This is a genomic window from Streptococcus henryi DSM 19005 (assembly GCF_000376985.1).
GTDB lineage: Bacteria > Bacillota > Bacilli > Lactobacillales > Streptococcaceae > Streptococcus > Streptococcus henryi.
Genome location: NZ_AQYA01000034.1, coordinates 154717 through 165243 on the forward strand (window position 1 = coordinate 154717; position 10527 = coordinate 165243).

Sequence of the window (10527 nt, forward strand, 5' to 3'; positions counted from 1 at the left end):
AAAAACCTAACATCAAAAATTGATTGTGTTAGGTTTTAGGTAGATTAATGAGCTACAATTTCTTGAGCGACTTCATGACCAGTTAAACTTGTTGGATAATATGTCGGCCAATTTTCCATCTCTTCAAGTAATTTTTCTTGGCTGTCACCTCCCCAGAACATGTGGAAGTGCTCAGCGTCTGTCTTGGAAATACTATGATCACTGAACTGAACATATTTAAATACTCCAGCATTTTTATCGCTTGTTTCGAATAAGTATCGAACACCTCGGTTACCTTTTTCATAAGTCAAAATCTCATAACCAACATATTTGTATGTAAAAGTTTGTTTTTTACCGTTTTGAATAAATGTGATGGTATTTTTCTTACCATTTATTGTGATCTTCTCAACATCGGTTTGATAACCTTTTGTATAATAGTCCTTATATTCTGCAGCTGACATAGCTCCTTGTGATTTCTTTGATTTATAATCCCAGACTTCATCCAAAGTACCATCAAGAAGATATGGATAAACCGACTGCCACTTCCCTGTCCAATCTGATAATTTTCGATTTGTGACATCCTTATCATCAAAATAACCATTTTGAACAGTTTTTGTGGTATCTGTTTCAGCCTTGATTGTTTTTCCTGCTTTACTTGTGGTCAATTGCAGAGCTTTCAAATTTGCTCGCATGACTGAAAAATAGTTCTCGCCAGCTTTAATTTGTTTATTAGTTAAACTTTCAAGTGGATTTAAAACGGAAGTTTTAACACCCGCTTCATCTGCTAAAGTTTTTGCTACCTTGCTAGAGGCATTTTCTTCAAAATAAATATATTTAATATCATATTTCTTAATATATTTAGTCAAACTAGCTAAACGTTTTGCTGATGGCTCACTTTCTGCACTAACACCAGTAATAGAAATTTGATTCAAACCATAGTCAAGCGCCAAATAACTAAAAGCTGCATGCTGCGTTACAAATGATTTTTGCTTGGCAGAAGATAATGCTTGCTGATACTCAGTATCAAGTTCCTGTAATTTTTCAATATAAGCTGCTGCATTTTTAGTTATAGCTTCCTTTTTATCAGGAAATTGAGCAAGAAATTGATCTCGAATATTCTCAACTACTTTAATAGCGCGATAAGGTGACAACCAAACATGTGGGTCATAGTCATGATGATGATCTTCGTGGTCATGATCTTCATCTTCTTCTCCTCCTGCCATCAAAAGCATATCGCCTGTGGCTTTTACCATGGAAATTTTTTTAGTATCGATACTCTTATTCAAATCATTTACCCAAGTTTCCATATTATCATCCATGTAAACAAAGGCATCAGCATCAGAAATAGATGCGATATTTTTCGTTGAAGGCTCAAAATCGTGAGGCTCTGTTCCAGCTTTAATAAGCATAGAAACATTAGCTTCATCACCTAAGACACCTTTGGTGAACTCGTAAACAGGATAAAACGTTGTAACCACATCGATTTTATCATCTGCTAAAATTGATTTAGCATAAGCAATTTGAACTGATAAAAACAGCCCAAGTAAACTAACCATTAAAAGAATCTTCTTTTTCATGACTTCTCCTTTTTACTTAACTAGTTATGTTACTGGTTAAGTATATCATACTAAAAATATTTTGCAAGCCTTTTTAGAATTCTTTTTTAAAAAAATTCACCACTCCTTCTCTGGAAAGAATCAGTGGAACTGTGATTGCAACATTCTATTCAAGTTTTCAAGACAAAAATCAGTCTTGTCCTTTTTTCCAAACTCCAAACAATACCTCTACTCCTCAACCCTGAAAAAGATTATTGAATATTGGATGTAATTCGGTATAATTTTCGGAAAAACAGATTTTTTTATTAACTATTACAGTTATACATTTTTTCCTTGGTCCCAAGAATTTAAAATGCTATACTCGGCTTATGGAGTGAGATATTCTTCGAAAATCAGTTTTGGTTTTAAAAATGTCTCCTCTAACTACTTTCACTTCGTGACCTGAAAATAGTGAGCTCAGTCGGAACCACTAACGGTCCTTAAATCTCGTTTGAAGGAGGATTCCCATGAAAAAGAAATTTCTAGCTCTTTTACTAACGTTTTTTGCTCTCTGCTTATTGATTGCCTGTGCTAATAACTCACAAACTGACAAATCTACTTCTGAAACCAAGTCATCTAGCCAAAGCAAGAATCAAGCAAAGGAAACTAATACTCTGGAATTTTCAACAGATGATTTGGACAAAGTCATCTATGATAAGGGTGGTGTTAAGATCAGCTTTCTGGGCTTTGAAGAGGGTGACTATAACCATACTCTCAAGTTTGCCTATGAAAACCAAACAGATAAGGACTATGATCTCCAAGCCCGCAATGGAGCTGTTAACGGTGTCGACGAAAGTGATGATTATGATTTCATCATCTATTCAGATAGCTTAGAAGCCAATACTTCATCTGAAGGTGGGCCAAAAATTAGCCTTAGTGCTCTAGAAAAAGCTGACATTAGCCAATTAGAAACAATTACTTTCACCCTAAAAATTATTTATGATATTACCGAAACCATAGATGAAATTCCACTTCAGATTACAGTTACTAATCAAGAATAGGTCAGTAATCCTCAAAAATAATAAGTCAATATCAAAAAGGTCTAAACATCAGGCAAATGTGCTTGATAATTAGACCTTTTTAAATTCGTACATAGTCCTTATACAATTAAAATTTTGTATTGAACACACTTCAGCTAAATACTTAACAGGTTTTGAAGTTGTTATCCAAAGAGCCATGTTACTCTATAATTTAGAATTTTTATCATCTTTTAATATGATACAACTACTCTAAATATTTATCAATCTAGTACTCTTGTCAATACTTCATATTAGTCAGAAACTGAATAACGATTTGTCATTAAATTACTAGCATCAAAGACTATCTTGTTTAAGAGTTTTTGAGTTTCTGCTTGGATATCATCACTCATGGCCTGATTTTCAGCTTCAAAGTTCACTGCTCCGCCATTTTCCATAAGATGGTCAACACGTTTAATCATAGCATGACCATAGGCCATGGTTTTTTCAACGTAAGCTTCGATATCTCCTTCATGCTGGTGGAAATGTGGGTCTGCAATCGCCGCAATCAGACGGTTAACCCAATAAAAATTGTCAGTGCTAACATCATCTGTAGTATTAGCGAAATAGCTAGGGGTTGTCGAAACTTGAGTGAAGAATGGGACCATGGTATTAAAAGGCATAGAGCCATAGGCCAACCACTGAATTCCTGTCGTTTCATGCGGTTTGTTTGGACGCAATTCTAAAAGAGCTGTTTGACTGGTACGGTTGATACCAATCGTGCGAAAAGCACGTTGGCTCACATGAGTTCCTTCTGGACCATATGGGTCAAATTCCGTATCTTGATAATGATTACTCAAAACATACTTGATATCTTCAACCGTAATTTTACGATAAGGTTTTTGACACCAGGGGATAAAGAAACTACGAGGATCTTGCTTAATATTAGGATTCAAGAAGCGTTGTATTGCCCAAGATCTTGGTGTATTATAATGACGATCTTTATCTCGCTGACTGCCAAAAGCATATCTAGGATTAAAATGCTCCTTGAGATAATTCAAATCTAAATTATTAGTATTAATAAAGTTGCGTAGATCAGCTGAATAGAGGTATTCATCTGGATTATTAAATTCAAAGTAGTCAATTCCAAATTGATTAGGATTTGTTACATAGGCATCATCAGGAACACGTCTCGCAATCCAATGATGTCCGCCAACAGTTTCTAGCCACCAAATTTCATTGACATCTGAAAAGGCAACTCCATTTGATTCGTAGGTGCCATATTCTTCCAGAAGAGCTCCTAAACGAAGGACACCTTCACGAGCTGAATGGATATAAGGCAAGACCAGAGTTAACATATCTTCTTCACCAATACCTGATTCAACGAGAGGATCAGCTCCCAAAACACGCGCATTCGTCGTAATAGTCTCTGTTTCACTCATAGCAACGTTAACTTCGTTGATACCTGCTTCGCCCCAGATTCCTTCTTTGAGATTAGAATTTGGAACAGAAGTATAGCGCATAGGATTGTCTGGCAAATCAATTTCAAAACTCGATAAGACTGATTTATAGTGACGAGGTTGGTCTTCTGGATTAACAACTAGGAATTTTTTAGGACAAAAATCACCATTTTGTGAATCCTCAGTACGGGCAATCATAGTTGATCCATTATAAGATGCTTTTTTGCCCACTAATATGGTTGTGCAGCTCATTAATATTCTCCTTTTACTAAGTTACAAAGAGCCTTCTGCGACACTGGCAAAATAAAAATATTGACAAAATTCCGAAAGCAGGGGGGGAAGATTCACACCTAAAAGTATTCAACCTTTGATTAACTACAGTCGAAACAGTTTCAAATAAATCTGCAAATGTCGGAGACGTTTTCAATTCATGATTTCTTCATCTCTATCATATCACAGAAAAGGTTAAGTTTCAAAAGTACTAAGCATTTTGTTTAAAGCTATAGTTAATCTCGAGATCTGATCTCAATAATTTTTTGACACGGCAAAAGCGATTAATATAATCGATAAGATCTTCTTTGTCAGATTCTGTCAGTTCCAGGTCTACTTCAATAAGTAAATTAAAAATCTCATCCTCATAAGTCGCATCTACTGATACTGCCATCTCATCTATACCTTCCTTACGTTTAAAATAACCTTGGATGCACATGGTAACACAGGAAGCGAGAGCAATATTGAGCAGGCTCATTGGAGTCTCTCCCTCATCGGTTGTACCGAAAGTTTCAACAGGCTGACCGTAACCCTTTGATTTGGCATGGTAAAGTCTGTCTCCTAAAATTTTAGTTTGATACATTATTTATTCCTCTAAGAATTATCGCAAAAAGCCAGCACTGAGGCTGGCTCTATATTAGCGCACTTCCGCGTCAACTTGCTCAGTCAAAGCTTTAGTGATTTTTTCCATGAATTTGACAACTTCTTCATCCGTCAAGTTTGCTTCAGGATTTTGGAAGGTCAAGCTGTAAGCCATAGATTTTTTACCTGCCTCAATGTTTGCGCCTGCGTAGACATCAAATAGCTTGATATCTGTCAAACGTTTCACACCTGCTGACTGAATAGCATCAACAACTGCCTTATGGCTGGTTTCTTTTGGCAATAGCAGAGCGATGTCACGAGAAACAGCTGGGAACTTAGTGATTTCAACAAAAGGTTTTTCTACCTTAATATTATTTGTTTCTAAAAATGTTTCCGCCAGATGACCATCGATATTTGAAATTGATGACACAGAAATTGAACAAATATAACCTAGAACTCCAGTCAAATTGATTTCAGCAACATAAGTTTCTGGAATACCGTAAGCTTTAGCAGTCTGTGGATGAACTTGTCCCACATAACCAAGTATTTGACCATCAAGTAAGATAGCTGCTGTGCGGCCTGGGTGCATGCTAGCAAGCTCTTTCTCAGCTACAAAATCAAAGCTAAGACCAAGTTTGCTTGCAAGAGCTTCAACAATACCTTTTGCGTAGTAGAAATCTACAGCAACAGGGCTAGTTTGGAAATCTTTTTCAGCCACTAAACCTGTAAGAGCAAAAGCAAAAATTTCTAGTTCATTTGGAAGTTCTTCTTTTGGATTGCCAGTTTGTTCAAAGACTTTACCAATTTCATAGATAGCAAGATTACTATTCTTACGGTTGACGTTGTAGGCAACTGTATCGAGCATACCTGAAACAACATTTTGACGAAGAGCAGAGCGATCTACTGTCATCGGCCACATCAACTCAGTCACATTAGTTGGATTAAGGGTAAATTCGACGGCTTTTTCAGGTGTTGTAAGAGCATAAGAAATGATTTCAGACAAGCCTGCTCCTTCTGCAATAGTACGAACTTTGCGACGCAATGCTTGTGTTGCAGTTAATTCACCTGCTGTTGCTCCTGCTTCTGGAAGGGTCGTTGGCAATTTGTCATAGCCATAGATACGAGCAATTTCTTCAACCAGATCAGCTTGGATAGCAATATCCCAACGACGACGTGGCACAGAAACTGTAAATTTGTCAGCATTACCAGAAATTCCAAAACCTAGTTTTGCAAAGACTTCTTCTACATCTGCATAAGTTAATTCAGTTCCTAAACGAACATTAACATAATCAAGAGATGTTGAAACCTCAACTGGTTCTGTTGGAAGGCTGCCTGCCTCTACTTTGCCAGAAAGGACAGTACCCTCAGCCAATTCTTGCAACATAGCTGCAGCAAAGTCCAAGGCTTCTGTTACGGTATCGTAGTTTATTCCTTTTTCAAAACGTGATGAAGATTCAGAACGAAGGTTAAGACGACCGCTTGTTTTACGGATTGATTTACCATCAAAGACTGCAGCTTCGAGAACTACATTCTTAGAAGAATTATCAATTTCAGTAGCTTGACCTCCCATAACACCACCAAGTGCAACTGGTTTATCCGCAACAGTGATTACGATGTCATCAGCTGTTAATTGACGTTCTTCCCCATCAAGTGTTACCAATTTTTCGCCATCACGGGCATCACGAGCTACAATTTTCTTGTCTTCAAACTTATCTAAGTCAAAGGCATGCATTGGTTGACCGAACAAGAGAAGTATATAGTTAGTCACGTCCACAACGTTATTGATTGGGCGGATTCCTGCATTCATGAGGAGATTCTGCAACCACTGCGGACTTGGAGCAACCGTCACATTCTCAACGACACGCGCCTGATAAGTCAAGACCTTGTCTGACTCAATGGTGACCTCAAGAACTTCAGCGCTAGCTTTTTCCGCTTCAGTAAGGGACTTAGCTGGGAAATGAACTTCTTTACCGTAGATGGCCGCAACTTCGTGGGCAACACCACGCATAGATAGGGCGTCAGCACGGTTAGGTGTAATAGACAATTCGATGATTTCATCGTCAAGGTCCAAGTATGGGAAAATGCTGTCGCCTGGCACTGCATCCTCAGGCAAGATTTGGATACCGTCTGAGAATTCTTTTGGAATAATGCTGTCAGGCAAGCCAAGTTCTTGAAGGGAACAAATCATACCAAGTGACTCCATGCCACGGATTTTGCCTTTTTTAATCTTGTAGTTGTCAGCAATACGTGCTCCTGGAACAGCCACAATGACCTTGATTCCAGCAGTAACATTTGGGGCACCGCAGACGATTTGGCGGGGCTCATCATCACCAGTATCAACCATACAGAGATGCAAATGCGTATCAGGGACATCTTCACATGAGAGGACATGTCCTACTACTAATTTTGACAAGCCTTCAGCTGGTGTGGCGACACCTTCAACCTCAATACCTGTCGTTGACATTTTTTCAGAAAGCTCGGCTGTTGTCACATCAAGATCAACGAGCTCCTTTAACCATTTATAACTTACTAGCATAATTTCTTTTACCTTATTTGTATTATTTCATCTTGTAGAGAGCATTATCACAATCTGATGTTGCACTCCCATTATTCATACTCTTTTAAAATCAAAATGATACATCGTCAGTTTCGACTTGCCCTACCCTAGTGCTGCTTTCGTCTCACTTCCTCGTCTGATTTTGATTTTATTTGAGTATCAGAAAGACTTCTTGTCTGAATTCTGACTGTTTGGCCTTAGTTTAATTTCTTTCTCAAAAGCCAATCTGTGTCCATTTTATCCCCTACAGGAAAATAATGTTCAGAGAATTTTTCAAAACCATATTTGGCATAGAGTGCCTGAGCTTTGAAATTTCTTTCCCAAACACCCAACCAGGCCCAATCTAAACCAGAAGCATCAGCTAATTCTAGGGCAAACTCAAAGGCTTTTTTCCCAAGACCTTGTCCTTGAAAAGATTGTAGAATATAAATCCGCTGAATTTCAAAGGCACTGTCCAATTCTTGTTCTGTTTGGGCAGAACCCCAGTTCACTTTGAGAAAGCCAGCTTCTTGTCCCTCAACTAGAACAAAGTAACTTTCTGTTTCTGGATTTTCTAAGTCCGCTTCAAAATCAGACAGTTTGTAGGCCTCGTCAAAAAAATCTTGCAATTGCTCTTCCGTATTATCAAACTCAAAGGTTTCACGGAAGGTTTGCATAGCAATTTTCTGTAAAAGAGGCAATTTGTCTTTACTGACTTTTTCAATACTTACAGTTGCCATAAAGATCCCTCTTCAACCTAGCTTAACGAAATTGTTCTGTAAAGCGAACATCTCCCTGATAGAAACCACGAATATCATTGATACCATAGCGAAGCATGGCAATACGTTCTTGACCAAGTCCAAATGCGAAGCCAGAGTATTTTTCAGAGTCAACGCCAGACATTTCCAAAACGCTTGGGTGAACCATACCAGCTCCAAGAATTTCAATCCAACCAGTCTTCTTACATACGTTACAACCATTACCACCACACTTGAAGCAAGAAACATCAACTTCAACTGATGGCTCAGTGAATGGGAAATAAGATGGACGAAGACGAATCTTACGTTCAGCACCAAACATTTTTTGACTAATCATCTCAAGAGTACCCTTCAAGTCACCCATAGAAATGTTTTCACCGACAACCAAGCCTTCAATTTGATGGAATTGGTGGCTGTGTGTAGCGTCATCTGTATCACGACGGAAAACGCGTCCCGGTGAGATCATTTTAAGAGGACCTTTTGAAAAATCATGTTGGTCAAGAGTACGTGCTTGAACTGGTGACGTATGGGTACGAAGCAAGATTTCTTCGGTAATGTAGAAAGTATCCTGCATATCACGAGCTGGGTGATCTTTGGGAAGGTTCATACGTTCGAAGTTGTAGTAATCTTTTTCAACTTCAAAACCATCCACAACTTGGAAGCCCATTCCCAAGAAGATATCTTCGATTTCTTGGTTCGTTTGTGTCAAAATGTGACGATTTCCTAGAGCTACCTTACGTCCAGGGAGGGTCACATCCAAACTTTCAGATTCCAATTTGGCACGAATAACTGCAGCTTCAACAATTTCAGCCTGTTCTTCAAATGCCTTAGTCAAGACGTCACGAACTTCATTGACCTGTTTTCCAACCACAGGACGAAGGTCATTTGAAAGATCTTTAAGCCCTTTGAGTAATTCAGTCAAAGACCCCTTTTTACCCAATACAGCCACACGAAGATCTTGCAATTCCTTCTTATGATCGCCAGTCATTTCTTTAAGTTTAGCCTGAGTTGACACCTTCAACTCTTCTAATTGCGCTTGTAAATCCATAATTTAAGATACAAAGCCCGTAAAGGGCACAGTGAAAATAGGAAACTCGACAAGGCGCTCACGCCTAGGAGAAGTTTATCTTTTTCACATAGCCCTTAGGGCGTGTTCAGTTAACATAACTAACTGAACATTCCTTTCTTTAATAATTCTTGTTTGTATTTGAATAGCTTTTGGTTGCTGCCAGTAATTCCAAAGGAGATTAAGACATACAATGAAGCCTTATCCTAGTCTCCCTTTTCCAGAGTTTGCAGTTCGAGAAAAGAAATCTTGACCAAAATAGTCTTCTCCCTATGTTTAGTCACTCCAAACTGGATTCAGACGAGGAGCTGAGACGCTAATTTCATTCTCGTTCCTTAGAGTTTTCAGTTCGAGGAAAGTGACCGAAGGCATACCTGGTGGTAGGCAAGGGAACTTGACGAAGAAATGAAATTCCGATACTATTCAGTCTCTCCAAATTGGATTCAGACGAGGAAATGAGTCGCAGACATAACTGGAGTTAGGCAAGACGAAAGTGACGCTGTATCAACTCAGTTTGAAGCGACTGAAAAAGAAAAACGCGCCAACACTCCAATAAATACTCGGAGCGTTGACACGCGGTACCATCCGTTTTCATCTGAATTCTCAGACCTTAATTCCTATCTTATATCACTGAGTGAATTCACCAAATTTTCATTTAAGAAGCTTCCAGTCACGGCTTCTATTCCCTGCAAATTTCCATAAGGCTACTAATCTCAAAAGACACTATTCAATTAAAAACTATTCTATCAAAAAATAATGTGTTTGACAAGGAAATAAGTAACGCCATATCCTATAAAACGCCTGATTTTAAGCATAATTCAAGCAATTATATTGCTTTTCTTTAAGGCTTTCTGATATAATGAGAATGAAATAATAAATAGGAGAATTTTCATGATTAAAGAACTTAAAGAATTTTTGTTTAAAGGTAATGTTTTGGACCTTGCTGTAGCTGTCGTTATGGGGGCTGCTTTCAATGCAATCATTACGTCACTTGTAGGAGATATCATCACTCCACTTATCCTTAATCCAGCTTTGAAAGCTGCTAATGTTGAAAACATTGCTGACCTTGTATGGAATGGTGTTAAATACGGTAGCTTCTTGAGCGCAATCATCAACTTTATCATCGTTGGTACTACACTCTTCTTCGTTGTAAAAGCTGCAAATCATGCTATCTCAATTGGCAAAAAAGAAGAGGAAGTTGTTGAAGAAGAAGGTCCATCTCAAGAAGAACTTCTTGCAGAAATCCGCGACTTGCTTGCAAACAAATAATAAAGACAGAAGAGTCTGGGCAAAAACTAGCTTCAAAATAAAACCACACAGTGATT

8 protein-coding genes are annotated in these 10527 nt (G+C 38.2%); 2 read left to right on the forward strand and 6 right to left on the reverse strand.

All coding sequences use genetic code 11. From position 1 onward, the window contains the following. Positions 1-44: 44 nt before the first annotated feature. Entirely contained in the window at positions 45-1556 is a 1512-nt protein-coding gene (locus F601_RS0107790; protein ID WP_018165113.1) for a zinc ABC transporter substrate-binding protein AdcA, read from the reverse strand. Positions 1557-2041: 485 nt separating this feature from the next. Between F601_RS0107790 and F601_RS0107795 the strand changes: the two genes are divergently transcribed. Continuing rightward, positions 2042-2575 (forward strand): hypothetical protein, encoded by a 534-nt coding sequence (locus F601_RS0107795; RefSeq protein ID WP_018165114.1) that lies wholly within the window; start codon positions 2042-2044, stop codon positions 2573-2575. A 269-nt stretch (positions 2576-2844) separates the two neighbouring features. Here the strand turns inward: F601_RS0107795 and F601_RS0107800 are convergent, their stop codons facing one another. From F601_RS0107800 to pheS, 5 genes are all read right to left on the reverse strand, one after another. After that, the gene (locus tag F601_RS0107800) at positions 2845-4242 is read right to left on the reverse strand and encodes a C69 family dipeptidase (RefSeq protein WP_018165115.1); all 1398 of its coding nucleotides are present in this window, start codon (positions 4240-4242) and stop codon (positions 2845-2847) included. A 229-nt stretch (positions 4243-4471) separates the two neighbouring features. After that, positions 4472-4843 carry an OsmC family protein gene (locus F601_RS0107805; protein WP_018165116.1) on the reverse strand — a complete coding sequence of 124 codons (372 nt, stop codon included), beginning with the start codon at positions 4841-4843 and terminating at the stop codon, positions 4472-4474. Positions 4844-4897: 54 nt separating this feature from the next. Next, on the reverse strand, positions 4898-7378 hold the full coding sequence (gene pheT / locus F601_RS0107810) for a phenylalanine--tRNA ligase subunit beta (RefSeq protein ID WP_018165117.1): 2481 nt from the start codon (positions 7376-7378) through the stop codon (positions 4898-4900). A gap of 218 nt (positions 7379-7596) precedes the next feature. Then, entirely contained in the window at positions 7597-8118 is a 522-nt protein-coding gene (locus F601_RS0107815; protein ID WP_018165118.1) for a GNAT family N-acetyltransferase, read from the reverse strand. 22 nt (positions 8119-8140) lie between these two features. After that, a complete protein-coding gene (pheS, locus tag F601_RS0107820; RefSeq protein WP_026183154.1) occupies positions 8141-9184 on the reverse strand; it encodes a phenylalanine--tRNA ligase subunit alpha in 1044 nt (347 codons plus the stop codon). Between the two features lie 909 nt (positions 9185-10093). Here pheS and mscL point away from each other — a divergent pair. Further along, complete coding sequence (gene mscL, locus F601_RS0107825; RefSeq protein WP_018165120.1) at positions 10094-10471, forward strand: large conductance mechanosensitive channel protein MscL; 378 nt, start codon at positions 10094-10096, stop codon at positions 10469-10471. Positions 10472-10527: the final 56 nt, after the last annotated feature.